This is a genomic window from Sphingobium bisphenolivorans (assembly GCF_000412635.1).
Lineage (GTDB): Bacteria > Pseudomonadota > Alphaproteobacteria > Sphingomonadales > Sphingomonadaceae > Sphingobium > Sphingobium bisphenolivorans.
This window is the reverse complement of sequence record NZ_ASTG01000013.1, coordinates 106,893-126,435: the sequence shown is the minus strand read 5'-3', so window position 1 is coordinate 126,435 and position 19,543 is coordinate 106,893. Positions and strand designations below refer to the sequence as shown.

The following is a 19,543-nucleotide window of genomic DNA, read 5'->3' as shown; positions in this document are numbered from 1 at the left end:
GATCAGTCCTTGCTGCGCTTCTTGCGATGCGTGTCGAGGTCGAGAACAGTCGTATCCGCACCCTCGGGCAGCAGGCCCAGCCGCCGGGCGACCTCCTGATAGGCTTCGACTTCGCCGCCGAGATCGCGGCGGAAGCGGTCCTTGTCCAGCTTCTCGCCGGTGTTCATGTCCCACAGGCGGCAGCCGTCCGGGCTGATCTCGTCAGCCAGGATGATGCGGCTATAGTCGCCGTCCCACAGGCGCCCGAACTCCAGCTTGAAGTCGATCAGGCGGATGCCGATGCCGGCGAACAGGCCGCACATGAAGTCGTTGATGCGGATCGCCATGTCGGCGATATCGTGCATCTCTTCCTGGCTGGCCCAGCCGAAGCAGGCGATATGTTCTTCGGACACGAGCGGGTCGCCCAGCGCGTCGTCCTTGTAGCAATATTCGATCAGCGTGCGGGGCAGCTGCGTGCCTTCCTCGATCCCCAGCTTCTTGCTGAGCGAGCCGGCGGCGACGTTCCGCACAACGACCTCGATCGGCACGATCTCGACCTGGCGCACCAGTTGCTCGCGCATGTTGAGGCGGCGGATGAAGTGGGTCGGCACGCCGATCTGGCCGAGCAGGGTGAAGATATGCTCGGAAATACGGTTGTTGAGCACGCCCTTGCCGGAGATCGTGCCCTTCTTCTGCGCGTTGAAGGCGGTGGCGTCATCCTTGAAATACTGGATGATCGTGCCGGGCTCAGGGCCTTCGTAAAGGATCTTTGCCTTGCCTTCGTAGATCTGGCGGCGACGGGCCATGCGCGTTCCTGTCTTTCCAAGAAAGAATGTGCCCCGGCAAACGCGAATCAATGGATCAGCGGTGGCCGGGGCTGTTGATGACGGCCCATAGACCAAAGCGTCAGGGGGTGCAAACGGGCAGAGAGCGATGGAAAAAGCGGGCCGTTTCGGGAGCGATCCTAAAGGACATCACCGAACATGAACCATAGGAGGGCGAGCCATGCGGCGAGGCCGATGACGCCGATAACCGGCCCGGCATGGGCGCGGATTATATCGAGCCGGCCTGCGCCATCCTCTTCCCGGTCGCCCGTCATCCTAGCCAGCCGGCTCCGGCTCCGCATCGGAAGGAACGCGCTGAACGGCGGTCAGGCGGGCGGTGAAACATTCGCGCCACCAGGTGATGTCCTGCTCCTCGACGCAGTCCATCATAGAGCGCCAGCGCCGTTTCCGCTCATCCAGCGGCATGGCGAGGGCGCGGGTCATGGCGTCGGACATCTCCTCCGGGCTATAGGGATTGATCAGCAGCGCGTCCTTCAACTGCATCGCGGCCCCGGCGAAGCGGGAGAGAATGAGGACGCCCGGATCATCGGGATTCTGTGCGGCGACATATTCCTTCGCGACCAGGTTCATGCCGTCGCGCAGAGGGGTGACGAGGCCGATGCGAGCGGCGCGATAGATGCCGGCAAGCTTGTCGCGCGGATAGCCCTGGTTGACGTAGCGGATCGGGGTCCAGTCGACGTCGCTATATTCGCCGTTGATCCGCCCCGCGATGGCGTCGAGCGTCGCGCGGATCTGTTGATAGCTCTCCACCTCTCCGCGCGAGGGCGGAGCGATCTGCGTCAGCACGACGTGGCGATGCTGTTCGGGATGATCCTTCAGGAAGCGGGCGAAGCCGTTGAAGCGTTCTTCGAGGCCCTTGCTGTAGTCCAGACGGTCGACGCCGACGATCATCGACCGGTCCTGCAGCGAGCGACGGACCTTCTCATACATGTCCTTCGCATCGTCGCTGACCGCCGCGCTCGCGAACTGCTGGGCGTTGATGCCGATCGGGCAGGCGATCGCCTGAATGGTGCGGTCGCCCAAGGTCACCAGGTCGCCGTTGACGGTGCCGCCCATCTCCCGCTCCACATAATGGCGGAAGGATTCCAGCCATTCCTCCGTGTGGAAGCCGACGACGTCATAGGCGAACAGCGTCTGCACCAGCTTGGTATGGTGGGGCAGGGACACGAGGAGCCGGGTTGGCGGCCAAGGGATGTGCAGAAAGAAGCCCATCCGGTTCTGGTGCCCCCGCCGACGCAGCATGTCGCCGAGCGGGATCATGTGATAGTCATGGACCCAGATGATGTCGTCCGGCTCGATCAATGGGCTGGCGGTGTCGGCGAACCGCTGGTTGACGCGGTTGTAGCCGCCCTCGAAATCGCGGGCATATTCGGCCAGATCGATGCGGAAATGGAACAGCGGCCACAATGTCTTGTTGGCATAGCCGTTATAATATTCGTCGATATCCTGCTCTTCCAGGTCGATCGTCGCGGTCTTGACGCCTTCGTCTTCCGCAAAGCCGATCTGCCCCGTGAAATTCTCCGTCACCTCACCGGACCAGCCCATCCAGATGCCCCGGCTTTCACGCAGGGCCTGGGAGAGGGCGACCGCCAGGCCGCCCTGATTGCCCGTCTTGGTGGGTCTACTGACCCGGTTGGAAATGACTATCAGGCGGCTCAACGCATCACGCTCCATGGTTTGCTCAACAGCACGGCGCAGTTGATGATGCCGACTAGCGAGTAGGTCTGGGGATAATTGCCCCACAATTCTCCGGTCAGGGGATCGATGTCTTCCGAAAGCAACCCGGCGGCGGTGCGACGGGACAGCATTTCTTCGAACAGGCTGCGTGCTTCTTCCGTCCGTCCGGTGCGGTGCAGCGCCTCGATCAGCCAGAATGTGCAGACGTTGAAGGCGGTCACGGGCTCGCCAAAATCATCGGGCGCGCTGTAGCGCAGCATGTTGTTGCCGCGCCGCAAATCCTTCTCCAGCGCCTTCAGCGTCCCGATGAACATGGGGTTGTCGGCCGAAAGGAAGCGCAGGTCGAGAAGCTGGAGGAGCGATGCGTCGCGCGCGTCATCCTCAAAATTGGCGGAGATGGCGTTGCTGTTGGTCCGCCAGGCGGATTGCAGGATCCGCGCCTTCATGACTTCCGCCCGTTCGCGCCAATGGACCTCTCGTTCGGCCAGCCCCAGCGCTTCCGCCGCATGGGCGAGGCGGTCGCACGCCGCCCAGCACATGACCGCGCTGTAGCTGTGGACGTGAGCGCGTGTGCGTAATTCCCACAGGCCAGCGTCGGGCTGGTCGTAAACGGCCCAGGCGCGCTCGCCGACTGCCTCCAGGGCCTCGAAGTCGGACATGCCGGCCATGCGCAGCAGGCGCTGGTCGATAAAGCCTTGGACCGAGGAGAGGACGATCTGACCATAGGCGTCGTGCTGGACCTGGTAATAGGCGGCGTTACCCACCCGCACCGGACCCATGCCGCGATAGCCCGGCAGGTTCGTAGCCTCCTTCTCCTCCAGCGTGGCGTTGCCGCGCACGTCGTAGAGGGGTTGGATATGCCCGCCGCGCGCGCCATCGACGATGTTGCGCAGATAGACGAGGTAGCTTTCCAGGACGTCGAGCGCGCCGAGCCGGTTCAGCGCCTCGACCGTATAATAGGCATCCCTGATCCAGCAGTAGCGATAGTCCCAGTTGCGGCCGGAATCGGCATGTTCGGGAATGCTGGTGGTCAGCGCGGCAACGATCGCGCCGGTTTCCTCATGCTGGCAGAGCTTGAGCGTGATGGCGGAGCGAATGACGGCCTCCTGCCACTCCGCCGGGATGGCGAGGCCGCGCACCCACAGTTGCCATTCTAGGATAGTGTCGTCCAGCATCCGCTCGACAGCCGGGCGCAAAGCATCGGAGAAGCTCTCATCCGGCCCCAGGAAGAAGTGCATGTCATGCTCAAGCCGGAACCAGCTTTCCTGGGAGATGAGGCCGATGGGCGCGTTGGTCGAAACTCGCATCGCCATATAGGAAAGGACCAGCCTGATATGATTGGAGCCATAGCTGATCGGAACCTTTTCCGAATGCCATGACGTCGTGGGGCGCAACCGGACGCGGACGCGCGGGCTGCCCGAGACGGCCCTGACGATCCGCGCGAAGGCGACCGGACGGTACATGCGGCCGAGATGCTTGTGGCGCGGACAGAAATCGAGCAACTCGATCGCGTTGCCCTGGGAGTCCGACTGGCGAGTGACCAGAACCGGCGTATTGCGGATATAATGCTGTTCGACCGAGACGCAGTTTTCCAGCTCGATCGCCCAGAAACCGCGCGCTTCAGGCTGATCCCACGCCTTGTCGTCCAGCAGCGCGGAGAAGACCGGGTCGCCGTCCACGCGGGGCACGCAGGCCCAGACCATGCGACCCGCGCGATCGATCAGCGCGGAGGCCTGGCAGTTGCCGATCGGCCAGAGATCGAGCGTCCGCTCGTCACCGGCGACAATATCGTCCTTTTGCTTAGCTATCGGTCTGTCCCCCTTCGTACGCACACATAGGGGTTTGCTGCAGATCAATCCGCTGCAACACCCCGTTCAAGATAATGCCTGACGGCGGCAACCTGTTCCAAGGAGAATGCGGCCAGCGTGGCGCGAGGCGGGCCGACCAGAATGCCGGCGCCGCCCAGATCGCGGGCTGCGGCGAAGCCTTCTTCGTCGGTCACGTCGTCACCGATGAAGACGGGCGTTCCCCCTGCCATGGGCGGCCGCTGCATGAGGGTGTGAACCGCGCTGCCCTTGTCCGCGCCGCCGGGACGAAGCTCATAGAGCATCTTGCCCGGCTGGACGGCGAGGTCGAGCTGATCGGCCAGATCGGTCGCCAGTTCTCGCGCGGCCGAGCCCCATTGCGGAGCCCGCCGGAAGTGCAGGCCGACGCTGATCGACTTGCGTTCCACGAGAATTCCAGGCTTGTCATGCGCAAAGCGGCTGAACGCCGCCGCGGCCTCATCGACGGCAGGAAGTTTTTCAGGCGCCTCGACGGCTGAACCGGGTTCGGCGAACTCCAGGCCGTGGGTTCCCGCAAGGAGGAAGTCGCCAAAGCCGAGGTCGCGCAAGGTGGTGATCGCACGGCCGCTGACGATCGCCAGCCTGCCATCCAGATCGTCCCGCAGGCGGCGAAGCAGCGCCAGCAGGTCCTTGTCGACCACGACGCCCTCCGGCGTATCAGCGATCGGCGCGAGCGTGCCGTCGAAATCGAGGAACAGCGCCGCTCCTGTCAAAAGGCCGATCGGCGGTGCTGGAAGGCTGGGCGAAGGAGAAGAATCAGGCACGGGCGCAAAGTGGCGTCTCTCCCAAAATTGGCAAGCCCTTGCTGGCCTTTATCTGCCACCCTGCGTTGGTAAACTCCGTTTCCGTTTTCCGGCGGCGCTGCTATTCCCCACTGCGATGACCGATTTTCGCGACCCGTTCGACGCTATCAAGGATCACCCGTTCGACGATGCGCTGTCGCAGCGCTACCTCGTCTATGCGCTCTCCACCATCACCGCGCGCTCGCTGCCCGATTTGCGCGACGGGCTGAAGCCGGTGCACCGTCGCCTGCTCTGGGCGATGCGCCTGCTGCGGATGGAGCCGGGCGGCGCGCCGCCTGACGTGCTGGTCGCCAATCCGGCTCGGAATACGACCGCCTACAAAAAATGTGCGCGCGTCGTCGGCGACGTCATCGGCAAATATCACCCGCATGGCGATGCCTCGGTCTATGACGCCATGGTGCGTCTGGCGCAGGACTTTTCGCTGCGTACCCCGCTGGTCGACGGACAGGGCAATTTCGGCAATATCGACGGCGATAATGCGGCGGCGATGCGCTATACAGAGGCGCGGCTGACGCAGGCGGCCGCCGACCTTATGGCAGGGCTGGATGAAGGCACGGTCGATTTCCGCCCGACCTACAATGGCGAGGATGAGGAACCGGAGGTTTTTCCCGGCCTTTTCCCCAATCTGCTCGCCAACGGCGCCAGCGGCATCGCTGTCGGCATGGCGACCAGCATTCCCCCGCATAATGTCGCCGAATTGATCGACGCGGCCAGCCTGATGATCGACAATCCCGATGCCGAACATGCCGATTTGATGCAGATCGTGCGGGGTCCGGATTTCCCGACGGGCGGGGTGCTGGTCGATAATCAGGCGATCATATCCGAAGCTTATGCAACCGGACGTGGTTCGTTCCGGACGCGGGCGCGCTGGCACAAGGAGGATGGCGGGCGGGGTACGTGGGTAGCCATCGTCACGCAGATCCCGTTTCAGGTGCAGAAGTCTAAGCTGATCGAGCAGATCGCGGCGCTTATCAACGACAAGAAGCTGCCCATCCTTGCCGATGTCCGCGATGAGAGCGACGCGGAAATCCGCATCGTCATCGAACCACGCGCGCGCACGGTCGATCCCGACGTGCTGATGGACAGCCTGTTCCGGCTGACCGACCTTGAGAACCGTTTTCCGCTGAACCTCAACGTGCTGGATGCCACGCGAACGCCGCGCGTGCTCGGCCTGCGGCCGTTGCTGATCGAATGGCTGAAGCACCAGATCGACGTTCTGGTCCGGCGGGCGCAGCATCGGCTGGACAAGATCGCGGCGCGGCTGGAACTGCTCGACGGCTATATCATCGCCTATCTGAACCTGGACCGGGTGATCGAGATCATCCGCACGGAGGATGAGCCCAAGGCGGTGATGATGGACGAGTTCCAGCTTACCGATCGCCAGGCCGAGGCGATCCTCAACATGCGCCTGCGGTCCTTGCGCAAGCTGGAAGAGATGGAACTGCGGCGGGAACATGCCGAATTGCTGAAGGAGCGGGACGAACTCACCAAGCTGGTGGAAAGTCCGGCCCGGCAGCGCACAAGGCTGAAGAAAGACCTTGCCGATCTCAGGAAGCGCTATTCCCCGGACAGCCAATTCGGCAGACGGCGCACGCTGGTCGAGGAAGCGGCACCGGCCCGCGAGATTCCCCTAGAGGCGATGATCGAGCGCGAGCCGATCACCGTGGTCCTGTCGGAGCGCGGCTGGATCAGGGCACTTGGCGGCCATCGCGATCTTGCATCGGCGGACACGCTGAAGTTCAAGGAAGGGGACGGTCCGATGATCGCCTTCCACGCGCAGACGACCGACAAGCTGTTGCTGGCGACCTCCACGGGGCGGATTTTCACCTTGGGCGCCGACAAGCTGCCCGGCGGCCGGGGCTTTGGCGATCCGGTGCGATCACTGCTCGATATGGATGATCAGGGCAGCATCGTCGCCTTCATGCCGGCGCGCACCGGCGGCGAACTGTTGCTGGCGGCATCGGACGGTCGGGGCTTCGTGGCTGCCGTTGCCGATGTGATGGCGGAAACGCGCAAGGGCAAGCAGGTGGTCAATGTGCGGCCCGGGGCGAAGCTCAGCGTCGTCCGTCTCATTGCGCCGGATGCCGACAGCATCGCTGTGATTGGGGAAAACAGGAAGCTGCTGATATTCGCCCTGGCCGAAATGCCCCGCATGGCAAGAGGCCAGGGCGTGCAGATGCAGCGCTACCGCGACGGGGGCCTGTCGGACGCTATCGCGTTTCGCGTCTCCGATGGTCTCAGCTGGACCATGGGCGGCGAAAGCGGGAGGACGCGGACAGAGACGGACATGACGCCATGGCGCGTTGCCCGGGGAGCAGCCGGGCGGATGCCGCCCAACGGCTTCCCGCGGAACAATCGCTTCTGAAAAAATCTGCGTTTGAAATCAGGTAGCTCGTTACCTGAATATTTACCGATGGCATTTAGGCCGGAGACATGAATTCCATGTCGGTGCGCCATCGGCCAGACAAGATGCCGGACGCAGAGGCCCTTCACGGGCCTAAAGCTGCGCGTCCGGCGGACCGTGTTGGCGACAGCCAGTGGTTGGCGGCGATTCCCCATCCGGCGGCGATCCTCCATGTGGAGGGCGACGAACTGGTCGTTGGATCGGTGAACGACGCTTATCTCCGCAACTTTCGCAGCGCGAGGATGAACCCTGAAACGAGCGTGGCCGTCAGGGCGGAATGGTGCAGGCGAATGATCAGCTTCGCCCGATCGAAGAAGACCGCGGAAAGTTTCGAACTGCGGAAGGATGGGGGGCTTGGCCCCGAATATTTTCATTGCACCGTCGGCCGCCTGCCGGCGAGCGGCGCAATTGGCGAGCGCCTCCTGTTTACGGCGCTGGACCGCACCAGTGACCGGGTCATCGAGAGGAATTTGCGCCGCGAGCTCCTGTCCGATGGCTTGACCGCCTTGCCGAACAGGACCGGCTTCGGCGAAGAGATTGACGATCGTCTTGCCAATGGCACCTGGCCGGAAAAGGCCCAGTTCGGCATCATCGCCATCGACCTCAGCCGGTTCAGCCGGGTCAACGAATCGCTCGGACCGATGGCCGGCGATGAGCTGCTGATCACGGTGGCGAAGCGACTGAAATCCACGCTTCGGCAAGGGGATGTGCTGGCGCGTATCGGCGGCAATGACTTCGCGATATTTGCCCGACTGAACAACGGCTTGTCCGATGCTCTTCACATCGTGGAGAGGATAAAGGAAGCGCTCAACCAGCCGATCAAGCTTAGCGACCTGCGCATCCGGGTCGACTGCGCGATCGGCTGCGCGCTCGCCGCGAGCATCGACGAAGAACCCGACGATGTGGTGCGCAAGGCGCAGGCTGCGGTGAAGATCGCCAAGCGCAGCGGCAAGATCGAGATCTACCGCAACGGCGTCCTCAAGGAGGCGCAGCGGCGCTTTTCGGTGGAAAGCCGCCTGCGCGATGCCTTGGCGCAGGGCGCTCTCAAGCTAGCTTTCCAGCCACTGATCGATCTTCAGACCGGAGAGGTGAGCGGCTTTGAAGCGCTTACCCGCTGGAATGACCCGGATTTGGGCTCTGTGTCGCCGACCGAATTCATCGCAGTGGCTGAGGAAAGCGGCCTCATCACCTCGCTCGGGCGGTGGGCGGCCTATGAGGCGGCGCAGACACTGAGCCGATGGGATGCCAAATTCGGCCAGCCCTTGCCGGTGGGCGTGAATGTCAACCTGTCCCCTATTCAGATGGCGCGGGACGATGTCGCTTCCATGTTCGAGGAATCGCTGCGCTTTTCCGGCATTGCGGGCGACCGGCTGACCGCCGAACTGACGGAAAGCGCCATTGTCGCCGACCCTGAAAAGGCCCGCAAGCTGCTGTTTGCGCTGAAGGACTTGCAGATGTCGCTGGCGATGGACGATTTCGGCACTGGCTATTCCAACCTGGCAAGCCTGCACAGTCTGCCGATCGACATATTGAAGATCGATCGAAGCTTCGTCACTTCGATGCTGGAGGATCGTGACAAGCAGGTCATCGTGCGAACCATCCTGTCGCTGGCGGACTCCCTTCGCCTCAATGTGACGGCAGAGGGTATCGAGACGCAGGAACTGGCGCACGCCTTGCAGGATCTAGGGTGCTGGCAGGGGCAGGGCTATTATTTCGCCAAGCCCATGCCGGAATCCGAAGCCTATGATTACTGGCGCGCGCGCTGGAATTTCGAAACGATCTGATCCGCGATCCGGGCGACCCGTTCCCCGTCCGGGAAGCCTTCGGCAACCCACTCTCGCTCGACCATCTGTAGCGCCTTCGCGACATCGGGACCGGGCTGCAAGCCTCGCGCTATGAGGGCACCGCCACCGATCGGCAGGCGCGGCGGCGACCAGCCATCAAGCAGCTTCATTTCGTTAACATCGGTCGTCGGATCGAGCAGGATGCGATCGATCGCTCCCTCCACGCCGATCTCGAACGCGAGCGCGCGTGGCGAGCTTGCGCCTCCTGATCCTTCGAGCGCGGTGGCGAGCCGTTTGCGCGCCTTGTTGGAGAGCTTAAGGCGCGCGCCGACCTGGTCCGCGATACTTGGATCGGGCGGGAGCAGGGCGGCGAGGCGGCGCAAGGCGGAGGGCTGGACCGAAGCGTCGGCTTCGCGCGTGACCAGCAGGGTCAGTCTTGCAAGACTGCTCCGATCGATTTCCGGAAGGACGGGAAGCAGAATGCCCCCATCGATCAGCAGCCGAACCGATGCGAGCGGGTGATCGACCGCCAGCAGCTTCAGCAGCTCATCAGCGATCCGCTCGCGGGAGAGCGCCATCAGGCTGTTGGCCGCCGACCGGCATGCCTCGTAGGAAGCGGGGTCCGGTTCGTCATTCCCGAAGCGGGCGAGGAACCGGAAATATCGCAGGATGCGCAGATGATCTTCCGCGATCCGGGTCGCCGCGTCGCCGATGAAGCGCACACGCCGCGCTTCCAGATCGGCAACTCCGCCGAAGAAATCCGTGATCTCGTGCGAGATGGGGTCGGCATAGAGCGCGTTGATGGTGAAGTCGCGCCGGGCTGCGTCCTCCTGCCAATCGTCCGTATAGGCGATCGTGGCGCGGCGGCCATCCGTGCTGACATCCCGGCGCAAGGTGGTGATCTCGACAGGCCACTTCTCGATCACCGCGGTGACCGTCCCATGATCGATGCCGGTGGGGACGGCCTTTATCCCGGCGCCTTGCAATCGGTCCATGACGTCGTTGGGTTGCAGCACCGTTGCGATGTCCAGATCGTTGACCGCGAGGCCAAGGAGGCCGTCCCTGACCGCGCCCCCGACAAAACGCGACAGGCTCTGGTCAGCCCCGAGCGCGCGGAGCAGAGCGTCCAGCCCCCGCCGGTGACGCCAGGGGGCGTCAGGTAGCCGCGTGGTCATGACCCAGCCGTCGCGAAAGATTGATCAGGATCGCGGCGGTGATGCCCCAAATTCGGCGGCCTTGCCACATGATCTCGTAATAATGCCGCTCAGACCCTTGGAACTCGATGGATTTTTGAACGCGATTGGCTGGATCGAGGGCGAAAGCCAAGGGCACTTCGAACCAGTCCGCCACTTCATCGACATGGGGAATGAGGGGGAGGTCGGGAGGGATGACCCCCAGCACGGGCACGATGTCGAAGCCGGTGAAGGTATGATAACGGTCCGTTATCCCTATGACCTCTACCGCTGAGGGGGGCAAGCCGATCTCCTCATGCGCTTCGCGGAGCGCGCCGGCGATTTCGTCCGCGTCGGTGTCATCGACGCGGCCGCCGGGGAAGGCCACCTGGCCCGCATGCTTGCGCAACGCGGCGGAGCGCTCGGTCAGGATGAGTCCTGGCTCCGGTCGATCCGTGATCGCGACGAGGACGGCTGCGGGCGCGAGGGCCAGGTCACCGAGGATGCGCGGGTCGCGCGTATCCGAAGCGATCAAGCCGATGTCGCGTTCATGCCCTTCCTGCAGTGCGGCTCGCAGCCGGTCAGCCAGCTTCATGCCGACCCATCCAGCGCGAAGAAGGCACCGTCACTCCACAGGCCGACAGGATCGGCTGCTTCATCAAGCGCGAGGTTCATCAGTTCATAATAGACGCTGCGGCTGATCAGCGCCTCCAGCCCCGCCCGAACATGAAGATAGGGATGGGGGCCGTCTGGCGTTTCGCGCAGGACAAGCGTGTTGTCCGGGCCCGCCGTGACCAGGTCGCCCGTATTCAGGCGAAAGGCCATCGACCGGGCGCGGCCTTCGCCTTCGGTCTTGAGTTCCACCGCGGTGAAGGGCGCGTCCTCCACTTCGATCGACAGCTTCTCGACTGGAGTTACCAGGACGAAGGTGCCGTCGGCCTCCCGCCGCAGGATGGTCGAAAACAGACGGACCATCGCTTCCCGGCCGATCGGCGATCCCTGATGGAACCATGTGCCGTCACGCGCGATGCGCATGTCACTGTCGCCGCAATGATCCGGGTTCCACTTTTCAACCGGCGGAAGCCGCTTATCGGCGAGCAGGCGCGCGATTTCGGCCAGGGAAAGGCTGGCGAGATCGGGGAGAGGTTGCATCGGCATGCGGCCGAGATAGGTGGGCGTGAGGCCGAACGCAAAAGGGAATTTCAGGCCGGGATCGTGATTCTCGGGCTGAGCATGCCGGTCCCGCCCACCGGGTTGCCGTCGACGGAAAGGGCCAGCAGGCGGCGGCGCTCGAACGGGCCTGGGCACTGCCAGCCGCCGGTGCCGTTCGCCGAAAAGCCCCAGAAGCGGCCATAATATTCCGGATCGCCGATCATCATCAGCGGATCGCTGCGATGCGCGCGGGCTGCCGTGACGACGGCATCCATCATCGCGCGGCCATGGCCCGTACGCTGCAGCGCCGGGTCGACCGCGACCGGGCCGATCATGATGAGGGGAGTCTGCGTCCCGTCGTCATGCGTCAAGGCGATCGGCCAGCTTTGCAGCGATCCGACCAGTTCCCCCCGCTCATCCTCGACGCCGAAGGAAAGGTCGGGCAGCCAGGGCATGCCATTGCGAATCAGATAGGCGGTGCGTCCGTGCCGATCGGGGCCGAAGGCGGCGTCCAGCAGCCGCTCGATGGCGTCTTGCGCTATAATGTTCAGGGGCACTATAACAGACACGCTTGCCGATCCGTCCGCAATGGCGCATGGGCGCGCCGAGAGCGGCGGGCTTTAGCGCCTGCTTCGCAAAATAAAAGACTAAACTATGCCGTTCCCCAAGCAGGAACTGGCTGGATATGGCGAGCTATGAACAGCGGATTTGACGATTTTCTGTATTTGGAGGTGAATAACCTCGATGTTGATGTCTTGACCGGCATCTATTCCGAGGAGACGCACCTGCCTCAGCCGCTCCGCATCTCGATACGGGCGCGCCTTAAAATCTCGGATCATTATAATCCGGCGACCCCGCTATCCCGGTCCAAAAATTACATGGATCTGAAGCATGCGGCCACCAGCGCCTTGCCCGAAGGTCAGCATTTCACGCTAATCGAGGCGGTGGCCGACCACATCATCGACACGATCTTCCTGCAGGATGACAGGGTCACGCATGTCGAAGTGAAGATCGTGAAGCTGGCGCTGAGCGAGCGCAACGAGGAAATCGGCATCACGCTCGGCCGCTGCCGGAAATAATTCTGCCCCTGTTGCTATTTGATGAGGCCGATGTCGCGTAGCCGCTCGGTCAGATAGTCGTGCGCCGTAATGGGCGGCTCACGGCGGGGATGCGCTGCGTCTACGCATTGCGGCAGGGCGTCGATCAGGAAATCCGGCCGCAGATGAAGAAAGAAGGGCATGGAATAACGTGAGACGCCACGGCGGTCGGCCGGCGGATTGACCACACGATGGCTGGTGGATGGCAGATAATGGTTGGTCAGGCGCTGCAGCATGTCGCCGACATTGATTGCCAGCGCACCCGGCGGCGGAACGACCGGTACCCAGTTGCCCTCCCGGTCCTTCAGTTCGAGCCCGCCTTCTTCCGCCCCAAGGAGCAGCGTGATGAGGTTGATGTCTTCATGCGCCCCCGCGCGGATGCCGGGCGCTTGCGGTGACACCGGCGGATAGTGCAGCAGGCGCAGGATGGAATTTCCGTTCTCGATGGCACTGTCGAACCAGCGCTCCTCAAGCCCGAGATAGAGCGCGATGGCGGAGAGAAGCTCACGTCCGACCCCGTCGAATTCGGCATAGAGTTGGGCGAAGATGGGCTTGAACTCCGCCATCTCTGCCGGCCAGACATTGGCCGGCATGGTCGCGCAGAGCGGATGACCCTGTGGCAGGTCGCGGCCGACATGCCAGAATTCCTTGAGGTCGTTCTCGCTCGCGCCCTTGGCGATTTCCTTGCCGAAAGCGGTATAGCCGCGCTGCCCGCCGTTAAGGCTCGCGTCGTAGCGGCGCTTGGCTGCTTCGGGCAAGTCGAAGAAGTCGCGCGCCATTGCCCAGCCTTTCGCGATCAGGGACGGGTCCATGCCATGGTCCTTCACCATGGCGAAGCCGAACCGTTTGAACGAACTCCCCAGTTCCGCGGCGAAGGCGGCCTTGGATAGGTCGGCCATGGACAGAAGCGGGACGCTGCCCGACATCGATTGCGGCACCTTCTTGTCTCCAGTTTCGAGCAGGCACCCCGGCATGGGGCGCCGTGACAGGCGCCATCCTTGATCGCGCCGCCGCGCTGATGCAAGAAACGGCTATGAACTATTGGCTGATGAAATCGGAACCCGACGTTTTTTCCTATGACGATCTGGTCGCCAAGCGAAAAGCGGAGTGGGACGGGGTACGCAATCATGCGGCGCAGCTTCACATGAAGACGATGCGGAAGGGCGATCTGGCGCTCTTCTACCACAGCAATATTGGCCTTGAAGCTGTTGGAATCATGGAGATTGTGGAGGAGGCAGCGCCCGACAGTACGGACCAGAGCGGCAAGTGGATCGCCGTCCATGTCGCACCCAGGCAAAAGCTTGCGAAGCCGGTGTCCTTGAAAACGATGAAGGCCGATCCGGCGCTGGCCGATATGGTCATTTTGCGGCAGTCACGGCTTTCCGTAGCGCCGCTCACAGAGGCGGAGTTCAACCATATTCTCGCTTTGTCAAAGACTTGACTGCAAGTCAGGCCACGATTGCGTCCAGCGCAATAGGTCTGACGCTTTTTGCGATTGTGACACCTCACTGGAGCCGAATAAGCAGGTCGCCAACAAAACAAGAAATCACAGAGGTGTTTGATCGGCATTCACTAGGAGTTTTCCCATGCGAATGCTGTCGAAGTTGGTTGTTTCTGCCCTGTTCGCCCTTGGTGCGGCGAACGCTCCCGTCCATGCCGAAGATGCCGCCAAGCAGCGCTTCACGCACGAAGGTTATACCTATGTGTATCAGGTGAAGGACACGAAGACGGGCCAGGTCATCTCCGGTCGCCGCTATCCCGATGCGGTCGCGTTCAATCTTGCCGTCAAGAACGGTAAGGTTTCGGGCGTTTCCGGCGGGCAGCCGGTGGCCTTCAAGGTCGATGACGCGCGTGGCGCGGCTGCCGAATAAGACTTTTTAGAATAACGAAAGAGGCCGGCCTCCCCCAGGGACGCCGGCCTTTCTTGTTTCCGCTCAGCGGCAGCGCCGCTTGCTGTCGATTTCCTTGCCCAGCAGCGCACCGCCAGCAGCACCCAGGATCGTGCCGGTTGCGCGATCGCCGCGCGTATCGATGGCCCGACCGACAAGAGCGCCGCCCACGCCGCCGACGATCAGGCCCGTGGTGCCATCCGACTTGCGGCAATAAGTACGTCCGTCGCGGCCGCGCCACTCCTTGTAGCGATAATCGCGCCGGGCTTGCGCGCCTTCGGTCGGGACAGCCATCGAAACGGGCACAGCCAGCGACAGGGCGGTAAGGGCGAGAATGGCTTTACGCATATGAATCTCCTCCAAAAAGCGTGATTTGCTCTCTTAACCCACGCATATTGGGAGAGGTTGCATGAACCTGCGACAACGGGCCATCCGCTTGTAATGATTTAAGGAATTTCGCACAGGGAAGAATGTGGCCCGTGGAACCGAAAAAATATCCTCGCCTATCCACAGGTTTAGCCAGACCCAAGCTTCAACCCATCAGATTCCGCTTTGAACGACTCGGTTTTGGTGAGAGCATCAGCTTGTCGGAAAGAGCGCGAGACAGAGAAATCTGGATGGTAAAGCCGATGAGAAATCAACGGCTTGAAGAGCTTTCCGAACGTCAGACAAGAAGCATGGACCGAGAGGAAAATGCGGAAATGCCTGATGATCCTCTATGACGGATGCTGTGCACGCGCGTAAGTGAACGTCGGGCATCGGAAAGAGGATGGCTGTGTGAGGACGGTCGAACGGTCGTATAAGCGGAGCCGACACGATATGAAAGCCGTTAAGGTGGACATATCGAGCGCCGAGTCCAAGCATCGCCTCTCGAAAGAGAAGCAGATCGAGAGACACGACGGAAGTGGGGACCGGCAGAAGTGCCGGCCCCCATTTTGCTGTGGGGCTGGCGGTTGTCACTGCTCTTTCCGCAAGAGCCAGAAGGCTGACGCGCCCAGCGCAGCCAGCCAGGCCAAGACGATCATTGCCGCACCCACGGCGCTCTTGCGCGATCGTCCCGTGCGCGCGCGGCGGCGCGAAATTCGTCCATCAGCGGAGCCGGGATGAGCCGGATTGCAAGCGCTATCCCCAAGGGAACGATGATGAGGTCGTCCAGATAGCCCAGAACGGGAATGAAGTCCGGAATGAGGTCGATCGGGCTGAGCGCGAACGCCGCTGTCGCCGATGCCACGAGCCGGGCGACCAACGGCGTCCGTCCGTCTCGCGCGGCGATCCATAGTGCGATGATCTCGACCTTGAGCGTGGCGGCCCAGGATCGCAGGCGATGCAAAGCCGCTTTCATTTGGACGGGTATAAAGGAAGTCGTGCCGCTATACGAGCGATGGTGCCGGCTACAGGATTCGAACCCGTGGCCCCCTGATTACAAATCAGGTGCTCTACCAACTGAGCTAAGCCGGCCTGTCCGTTCGGACGAACGCGCCTTACTATCAGATGATGCCGAACGTCCAGCCCTCCGTCGAGGCGATTTTGCGATTGAGCGGGGCGGGCTTCCAAAGGCTGGGTCGAGGAGCCACGCGGCGGAGCCATGCGGCGGTCAGGATCGCGTCCGCGCCATGGTCGTCCGGCGGCAGCCCTTCATGCGGCTGTGATTCGACGGCGAAGAGGGCGTCGTTGAGCGCGGCCAGGTCGCGCATCTTCGTCTGCCCCTTTGGCCGGCCGGCCGCGCGCGCGGCGATGCTGGTATAGATTTCCACGACCAGCGAGCCGCCTCGCTGCGGCGGATCGAAGGGCCAGACAGGCACGGATGAGCGGACTTGGTGCAGCAGCCGCATGCCGGCAAAGCTTGCCTTCGCCACCTGCGCTGCCCCGATCGCGTCATAAACCGTGGAGGGTTTGCCACCGCCCTGCGCATTGTAGTGCGCCTCGCACAGGCGGTTGTGCATATAGTCGGCCTTGATGCCGTCGGCCTTGCCAAAATAGAAATGCCGCCGGTGCGTCCGTTCGAGCAGGCTGGCGGCGCCCAGATCCTCATCGTCGCAGATCGCATCGACATAGGCCCAGAATTCGGGTCCTGTGTTCGGGACATCGTCGCCGGGCAGATAGCCGCTGCGCGCTACAAAGGGGGGAGCGAAGCTGAAGTCGAAGCCGAAGAGAGTAGGCGCTTGCCCGGCTGCTTCGACCAGCCATTCCGCAACAGCCATTCGTGACCAGAAGCCGCCGCCGTGCGGATGTTGCAACACAGGCACGGCATCGCCTGCCTCGCACAGCGCAACGGCGATGCCCTTGTGCCGCGAGCCCTTGGCGCCCGACCAGTCGATAGCGGCATAGCGGGTGAAGCGGGGAGTCATCTCTGCGCGTCGGTGTTTCCGTGCCTCATGACCGCCGCTCCGCGCGCAGGCGCTCCCAATAAGCCATGCGCTCGGCCACACGGCTTTCAAAGCCGCGATCCGTCGGCGCGTAGAAGGTCTGTGGCGTCATTTCCTCCGGCCAATAATTGTCGCCGGAAAAACCCTCGGCGGCGTCATGGTCATATTGGTAGCCCTTGCCATAGCCGATATTCTTCATCAGCCGGGTCGGCGCGTTCAGGATATTCTGCGGGGGCATCAGCGATCCCGTGTCCCGCGCCGATTTCCAGGCGGATTTCATGGCGGCATAGGCGGCATTGGATTTGGGGGCGGTGGCGCAATAGAGGCAGGCCTGCACGATCGCCAGCTCCCCCTCCGGCGAGCCGAGAAATTCATAGGCATCCTTTGCCGCCAGGCACTGGACCACGGCCTGCGGGTCGGCGAGGCCGATATCTTCCGTCGCGAACCGGACCAGTCGGCGCAGGACGTACAGGGGCTGCTCTCCGGCCGTGAGCATGCGGGCAAGATAATATAGCGAGGCCTGCGGATCGGAGCCGCGCAGGGACTTATGCAACGCGGAAATCAGATTATAATGGCCCTCCCGATCCTTGTCGTAGACAGCGACTCGCCGATGGAGCAGGGCCGAGAGGGCGGCTGGATCGAGCGGCTCCGGGATATCGATCGAATAGAGCGTTTCCACCTGATTGAGCAGGAAACGGCCATCGCCATCCGCACTGGCGAGCAGGGCTTCGCGCGCTGCCGGCAGAAGCGGCAGCGGGCGCTGCATCAGGGCTTCGGCGCGATCGAGCAATTGTTCAAGCGCGCTCGCGTCAAGCCGGCGGAGGATGAGGACCTGCGCGCGGGACAGGAGCGCGGCGTTCAGCTCGAAGCTCGGATTTTCCGTGGTCGCGCCGACCAGCGTCACCGTGCCATCCTCGACGAAGGGGAGAAAGCTATCCTGCTGCGCCCGGTTGAAGCGGTGGATCTCATCCACAAAGAGCAGCGTCTTCTCGCCCCTGCGGGCATGTTCCCGGGCGGCGGCGAAGACCTTCTTGAGATCGGCAACGCCTGAGAAGACGGCGGAGATCGGCTCAAACCGCATGCCGACGGCGTCTGCCAGCAGGCGCGAGATCGTCGTCTTGCCAGTGCCCGGCGGACCCCAGAGGATGATGGAAGAGAGGCGCCCTGCCGTCACCATGCGCCCGATCGCGCCTTCAGGGCCGGTCAGGTGATCCTGCCCCACCACCTCGGAGAGGGTGCGCGGGCGAAGCTGATCCGCCAGCGGCGATGCGGCCGTAGCTTCGAAATTGTCGTCAGGAGCGAAAAGGTCTGCCATCCCGGCCGATATAGGAAGGCTTGTGCGATCAGGGAACGGGGCTGGATCGGACCAGCGCGCCAGTCGATCTCTGCCGGATGATGCGCAGATAGGTATCGACCAGCGCCTGATTGACCTGATCCCAGCCATAGCGCTCCGCCTGCCGCATCGCCGCCGTGCCTGCGGCCGTGCGGGCCGCGCCATCGGTGCAATATCCCGCAAGCGCGTCGGCAAAGGCGCTGATCGCGCCTGGACGGATCAGGCGACCGGTGAGGCCATCGGTGACCAGGCTCTCGCTTCCCGTGGCGCGGGCGGCCACCGTCGGCAGTCCGCAGGCCATGGCTTCCAACGTCACGTTGCCGAAGGTTTCGGTAACGGAGGGATTGAACAGCATGTCCATGCTGGCGACCGCGCGGCCAAGCTCCGCACCTTTTTGAAAGCCGGTGAAGATGGCGCTGGGCAGTCGGTTCTGAAACCAGTCGCGTGCGGGGCCTTCGCCGACGATCAGCACCTTGTGGCGGATGTTCTGGGCGGCCAGGTGGTCGATGGTGTCGGAAAAGACGTCCAGCCCCTTTTCCATCACCAGCCGTCCGATAAAGCCGATGACCGGCTCATCGGCGGCGATGCCGAGCGACTGGCGCCATTCGGGCGAGCGGCGGCCGGGATTGAAGATGTCCCTATCGATCCCTCGGGTCCAGATGCCGACATCATAGCTCATGCGCTGTTCACGGAGCAGTTGTGCCATGGACTCGGACGGCGCGACAATCGCATCGCAGCGGCGATAGAAGCGGCGCAGCAGCGATTCGACCGCGGGCTCCAGAAAGGCGAGGCCGTAATAGCGCGGATAGGTTTCGAAGCGGGTGTGGACAGAGGCTACCGCTGGAAGGCCGTTGTTCCTGGCCCAGGCGACGGCGCGGTGGCCGAGCGGGTCGGGGCTGGAGACGTGGACGAGGTTGGGGCGAAATGCCTTGAGGTCACGCCGCACCGCCTGCGACATGCGGTAGGGGATGCGGTATTCGCGGCGGCCCGGCACGGAAAAGGATGGCGCGCTCACCAGATCGCCGGTGGGCTCGAAGGCCGGTGTATCGACCGTCGGCGAATAGATGCGCACCGCCGCGCCTTGGCGAAGCAGATAGCCCACGAAGCGGTTGAGCGCCTGGTTCGCGCCGTCGCGCACATAATTATAATTGCCGCTGAAGAGCGCGACGCGAAGCCCCTGAACATCCATGCGCCGCCC

The 19,543-nt window shown here is 63.0% G+C and carries 20 protein-coding genes and 1 tRNA gene; 5 read left to right on the top strand and 16 right to left on the bottom strand.

Annotated elements, in window-relative coordinates:
* Positions 1-2: 2 nt before the first annotated feature.
* From purC to otsB, 5 genes are all read right to left on the bottom strand, one after another.
* Positions 3-785 carry a phosphoribosylaminoimidazolesuccinocarboxamide synthase gene (gene purC / locus L858_RS0111310; protein ID WP_022683264.1) on the bottom strand — a complete coding sequence of 261 codons (783 nt, stop codon included), beginning with the start codon at positions 783-785 and terminating at the stop codon, positions 3-5.
* A 158-nt stretch (positions 786-943) separates the two neighbouring features.
* Positions 944-1,078 (bottom strand): hypothetical protein, encoded by a 135-nt coding sequence (locus L858_RS22430; protein WP_022683263.1) that lies wholly within the window; start codon positions 1,076-1,078, stop codon positions 944-946.
* Between the two features lies 1 nt (position 1,079).
* Positions 1,080-2,483 (bottom strand): alpha,alpha-trehalose-phosphate synthase (UDP-forming), encoded by a 1,404-nt coding sequence (gene otsA, locus L858_RS0111300; RefSeq protein WP_028056044.1) that lies wholly within the window; start codon positions 2,481-2,483, stop codon positions 1,080-1,082.
* A complete protein-coding gene (locus L858_RS0111295; RefSeq protein ID WP_274518605.1) occupies positions 2,480-4,249 on the bottom strand; it encodes a glycoside hydrolase family 15 protein in 1,770 nt (589 codons plus the stop codon). The genes otsA and L858_RS0111295 overlap by 4 nt, the downstream gene beginning before the upstream one ends.
* A gap of 104 nt (positions 4,250-4,353) precedes the next feature.
* On the bottom strand, positions 4,354-5,109 hold the full coding sequence (otsB, locus tag L858_RS0111290; protein WP_028056042.1) for a trehalose-phosphatase: 756 nt from the start codon (positions 5,107-5,109) through the stop codon (positions 4,354-4,356).
* Positions 5,110-5,224: 115 nt separating this feature from the next.
* Here otsB and parC point away from each other — a divergent pair, with 115 nt between their 5' ends.
* Together parC and L858_RS0111280 are read left to right on the top strand one after the other, a co-directional pair.
* On the top strand, positions 5,225-7,513 hold the full coding sequence (gene parC, locus L858_RS0111285) for a DNA topoisomerase IV subunit A (RefSeq protein ID WP_022683259.1): 2,289 nt from the start codon (positions 5,225-5,227) through the stop codon (positions 7,511-7,513).
* A 77-nt stretch (positions 7,514-7,590) separates the two neighbouring features.
* Positions 7,591-9,336 (top strand): putative bifunctional diguanylate cyclase/phosphodiesterase, encoded by a 1,746-nt coding sequence (locus tag L858_RS0111280; protein WP_022683258.1) that lies wholly within the window; start codon positions 7,591-7,593, stop codon positions 9,334-9,336.
* Here L858_RS0111280 and L858_RS0111275 read toward each other — a convergent pair.
* From L858_RS0111275 to L858_RS0111260, 4 genes are read right to left on the bottom strand one after another with little or no spacing between them, the layout of a single operon-like run.
* Positions 9,300-10,511, bottom strand: coding sequence for a CCA tRNA nucleotidyltransferase (locus L858_RS0111275; RefSeq protein ID WP_022683257.1), 1,212 nt, complete (start codon positions 10,509-10,511; stop codon positions 9,300-9,302). The genes L858_RS0111280 and L858_RS0111275 overlap by 37 nt on opposite strands.
* Positions 10,492-11,103, bottom strand: coding sequence for a CoA pyrophosphatase (locus tag L858_RS0111270; protein ID WP_022683256.1), 612 nt, complete (start codon positions 11,101-11,103; stop codon positions 10,492-10,494). The genes L858_RS0111275 and L858_RS0111270 overlap by 20 nt, the downstream gene beginning before the upstream one ends.
* Positions 11,100-11,666, bottom strand: a complete 567-nt coding sequence (locus tag L858_RS0111265) for a DUF1285 domain-containing protein (protein WP_028056040.1) — start codon at positions 11,664-11,666, stop codon at positions 11,100-11,102. The genes L858_RS0111270 and L858_RS0111265 overlap by 4 nt, the downstream gene beginning before the upstream one ends.
* A 44-nt stretch (positions 11,667-11,710) precedes the next feature.
* Positions 11,711-12,229, bottom strand: coding sequence for a GNAT family N-acetyltransferase (locus L858_RS0111260; RefSeq protein WP_022683254.1), 519 nt, complete (start codon positions 12,227-12,229; stop codon positions 11,711-11,713).
* Between the two features lie 126 nt (positions 12,230-12,355).
* Between L858_RS0111260 and L858_RS0111255 the strand changes: the two genes are divergently transcribed.
* Positions 12,356-12,739, top strand: coding sequence for a dihydroneopterin aldolase (locus L858_RS0111255; RefSeq protein ID WP_022683253.1), 384 nt, complete (start codon positions 12,356-12,358; stop codon positions 12,737-12,739).
* A 14-nt stretch (positions 12,740-12,753) separates the two neighbouring features.
* Here L858_RS0111255 and L858_RS0111250 read toward each other — a convergent pair whose 3' ends face one another.
* Complete coding sequence (locus tag L858_RS0111250; RefSeq protein ID WP_022683252.1) at positions 12,754-13,731, bottom strand: isopenicillin N synthase family dioxygenase; 978 nt, start codon at positions 13,729-13,731, stop codon at positions 12,754-12,756.
* Between the two features lie 59 nt (positions 13,732-13,790).
* On the opposite strand from L858_RS0111250, the gene L858_RS0111245 reads away from it, so the two are divergent.
* On the top strand, positions 13,791-14,198 hold the full coding sequence (locus L858_RS0111245; RefSeq protein ID WP_028056038.1) for an EVE domain-containing protein: 408 nt from the start codon (positions 13,791-13,793) through the stop codon (positions 14,196-14,198).
* Between the two features lie 151 nt (positions 14,199-14,349).
* Positions 14,350-14,628 carry a hypothetical protein gene (locus L858_RS0111240; RefSeq protein WP_028056037.1) on the top strand — a complete coding sequence of 93 codons (279 nt, stop codon included), beginning with the start codon at positions 14,350-14,352 and terminating at the stop codon, positions 14,626-14,628.
* Between the two features lie 63 nt (positions 14,629-14,691).
* On the opposite strand, the gene L858_RS0111235 is transcribed toward L858_RS0111240, so the two are convergent.
* The 6 genes from L858_RS0111235 to L858_RS0111210 all read right to left on the bottom strand — a co-directional run bounded on the left by L858_RS0111235 (position 14,692) and on the right by L858_RS0111210 (position 19,534).
* Positions 14,692-14,994: a glycine zipper 2TM domain-containing protein gene (locus L858_RS0111235; protein WP_022683249.1), complete on the bottom strand. Its 303-nt coding sequence runs from the start codon at positions 14,992-14,994 to the stop codon at positions 14,692-14,694.
* Positions 14,995-15,667: 673 nt separating this feature from the next.
* Positions 15,668-15,976 (bottom strand): YkvA family protein, encoded by a 309-nt coding sequence (locus L858_RS19945; RefSeq protein WP_238564956.1) that lies wholly within the window; start codon positions 15,974-15,976, stop codon positions 15,668-15,670.
* 52 nt (positions 15,977-16,028) lie between these two features.
* A tRNA-Thr gene (locus tag L858_RS0111225) sits at positions 16,029-16,104 on the bottom strand.
* A 29-nt stretch (positions 16,105-16,133) separates the two neighbouring features.
* On the bottom strand, positions 16,134-16,994 hold the full coding sequence (locus tag L858_RS0111220; RefSeq protein ID WP_022683248.1) for a hypothetical protein: 861 nt from the start codon (positions 16,992-16,994) through the stop codon (positions 16,134-16,136).
* 25 nt (positions 16,995-17,019) lie between these two features.
* Entirely contained in the window at positions 17,020-18,327 is a 1,308-nt protein-coding gene (locus tag L858_RS0111215) for a replication-associated recombination protein A (RefSeq protein ID WP_022683247.1), read from the bottom strand.
* A gap of 28 nt (positions 18,328-18,355) precedes the next feature.
* Complete coding sequence (locus L858_RS0111210; RefSeq protein ID WP_022683246.1) at positions 18,356-19,534, bottom strand: glycosyltransferase family 4 protein; 1,179 nt, start codon at positions 19,532-19,534, stop codon at positions 18,356-18,358.
* Positions 19,535-19,543: the final 9 nt, after the last annotated feature.

Excerpts from the sequence above, each read along its gene's own strand:
- L858_RS22430 (WP_022683263.1), bottom strand. The coding sequence starts at position 1,078 with ATGACGGGCGACCGGGAAGAGGATGGCGCAGGCCGGCTCGATATAATC.
- L858_RS0111250 (WP_022683252.1), bottom strand. The coding sequence starts at position 13,731 with ATGCCGGGGTGCCTGCTCGAAACTGGAGACAAGAAGGTGCCGCAATCG.
- L858_RS0111210 (WP_022683246.1), bottom strand. The coding sequence starts at position 19,534 with ATGGATGTTCAGGGGCTTCGCGTCGCGCTCTTCAGCGGCAATTATAAT.
- L858_RS0111255 (WP_022683253.1), top strand. The coding sequence starts at position 12,356 with ATGAACAGCGGATTTGACGATTTTCTGTATTTGGAGGTGAATAACCTC.
- L858_RS0111275 (WP_022683257.1), bottom strand. The coding sequence starts at position 10,511 with ATGACCACGCGGCTACCTGACGCCCCCTGGCGTCACCGGCGGGGGCTG.
- parC (WP_022683259.1), top strand. The coding sequence starts at position 5,225 with ATGACCGATTTTCGCGACCCGTTCGACGCTATCAAGGATCACCCGTTC.
- L858_RS0111245 (WP_028056038.1), top strand. The coding sequence starts at position 13,791 with ATGAACTATTGGCTGATGAAATCGGAACCCGACGTTTTTTCCTATGAC.
- L858_RS0111270 (WP_022683256.1), bottom strand. The coding sequence starts at position 11,103 with ATGAAGCTGGCTGACCGGCTGCGAGCCGCACTGCAGGAAGGGCATGAA.
- L858_RS0111265 (WP_028056040.1), bottom strand. The coding sequence starts at position 11,666 with ATGCCGATGCAACCTCTCCCCGATCTCGCCAGCCTTTCCCTGGCCGAA.
- L858_RS0111220 (WP_022683248.1), bottom strand. The coding sequence starts at position 16,994 with ATGACTCCCCGCTTCACCCGCTATGCCGCTATCGACTGGTCGGGCGCC.
- L858_RS0111215 (WP_022683247.1), bottom strand. The coding sequence starts at position 18,327 with ATGGCAGACCTTTTCGCTCCTGACGACAATTTCGAAGCTACGGCCGCA.
- purC (WP_022683264.1), bottom strand. The coding sequence starts at position 785 with ATGGCCCGTCGCCGCCAGATCTACGAAGGCAAGGCAAAGATCCTTTAC.
- L858_RS0111240 (WP_028056037.1), top strand. The coding sequence starts at position 14,350 with ATGCTGTCGAAGTTGGTTGTTTCTGCCCTGTTCGCCCTTGGTGCGGCG.
- L858_RS0111235 (WP_022683249.1), bottom strand. The coding sequence starts at position 14,994 with ATGCGTAAAGCCATTCTCGCCCTTACCGCCCTGTCGCTGGCTGTGCCC.
- L858_RS0111280 (WP_022683258.1), top strand. The coding sequence starts at position 7,591 with ATGTCGGTGCGCCATCGGCCAGACAAGATGCCGGACGCAGAGGCCCTT.